Source organism: Allobosea sp. P4_C6 (assembly GCF_056402015.1).
On record NZ_JBFUIF010000269.1, the window covers coordinates 1 to 1,081 of the forward strand.

General features: G+C 56.4%; 1 protein-coding gene and 1 pseudogene. Both read left to right on the plus strand.

The genetic code is table 11. The features are described 5' to 3' along the window. Positions 1 to 724: tetratricopeptide repeat protein (locus AC1DVA_RS28565; RefSeq protein ID WP_476808154.1), on the plus strand; the 724-nt coding region annotated here is incomplete at its 5' end. Between the two features lie 225 nt (positions 725 to 949). After that, a pseudogene (locus AC1DVA_RS28570) lies at positions 950 to 1,081 on the plus strand (IS3 family transposase); the annotation flags it as partial.

Here is a 1,081-nt window from a genome sequence, read left to right on the forward strand (position 1 = left end):
CTCACGGGAAGAGCATCGGCTAGTTCGGGACTGCCTTAAAGAGACGGTAACGCGAAATCCGGACTATTCGACGGGTTGGGCGATGCTGGCCTATCTCTTCCTCGACGAGGATCGGCTTGGGTTCAATTCTCAGGAGGCGGCGCCGGCGGCGAAAATACGAGCTCGTGAGGCGGCCCAGCGTGCCGTGCGCCTCGATCCGAATAATGTTCGTGCCCTTCAGGCGCTTATGGCCGTTCTGTTCTTTAGCAGGGAGCCCGACGCCGCTCTGCAAATTGGCGAACAGGCCCTTGTGCTGAATCCAAATGACACGGAAATTTTGGCAGAATTTGGAAGCCGATTGGCACAAGCTGGCGACAGAAGGCGCGGCGTCGCGATGATTGAAGAGGCGGTCGACAGAAATCCCAATCAAACAAAATATTACATCGCGATACTGGCGCAAAATTATTACCTTATTGGCGACAATACACGTGCTTTGTACTGGCTCCGCCGCGCTAATATGCAGCGGTTTGCGAATTATCATTTTGTTGCTGCGCTCATATTTGCGCGTGCTCATTTGCAGCAGGAGACAAATGCGAGTGTTCACGAGTTCATGAGGATGCGACCTCGCTTCATCGAAAACATTGAAGCTGAAATCGCCACGAGAAACTATAACGCTCAAGATCGGCTCACTCTGATCGAAGGCGCAAGGCAGGCGGGATTTCCCGTCAGCGCCGCGATCAATTGATCGAAGGCGCAAGCGTACGACGGATGCCCCCGTAGAGGTCGTCGGGTTCAAGCGTCGTGTCGGGCATCCCTTCAAGCTCGGAATGGCCAGGCTACGTCAAAGTCGCCACCCTTCACCGCCATCAATCGTAACAAACGGACCACCGATGGTAGCCACCGGTGGCCTGCCCCCTGAAAAGTGGCCCTCCCTGAAGTAGGCTTTTTGAGCCTTTGGAGGATGCCCGCGATGCCGCAGAAGAAGCACAAGCCTGAAGAGATCGTCGCGAAGCTGCGGCAGGTCGACGTGCTGTTGTCCCAGGGGCGCCCGGTCGCGGAGGCGATCCGGGCCATCAGCGTGACGGCGTTCACGTATTATCGC